Source organism: Mesorhizobium sp. GbtcB19, assembly GCF_019091085.1.
Classification (GTDB): Bacteria; Pseudomonadota; Alphaproteobacteria; order Rhizobiales; family Rhizobiaceae; genus Mesorhizobium.
The window spans coordinates 1-258 of record NZ_JAGXJY010000311.1 but is presented as its reverse complement, the minus strand read 5'-3'; the positions used below and the strand labels follow the sequence as shown (position 1 = coordinate 258).

The following is a 258-nucleotide window of genomic DNA, read 5'->3' as shown; positions in this document are numbered from 1 at the left end:
CATTGGCCTGCACGTTGACGATGACGCCGAGGTCGGCGGCCCGAGCCGCATCGACCGCTGCGGCGAGCATGTCCATCAACTCGCCGCGCTGGGCCGCTTCGGCGGCAAGGAACGGGCCCGGAACGACCGGCAGGCGGATGAAATCGAGCCCGCTGGCGCGCAGCCGCGCGAGATCGGCCGGCGTCGTCGCCGGCCGCTGCGATTGGAAAGGCGGCCAGTCATAGTCGGTGAGGGGTGCCGGATGTTCGCGCGTTAGCG

Annotated in this window: 1 pseudogene; it reads right to left on the bottom strand. The window is 70.9% G+C overall.

The features are described from left to right. A pseudogene (locus tag KVT37_RS32380) lies at positions 1-258 on the bottom strand (glycosyl hydrolase family 5); the annotation flags it as partial.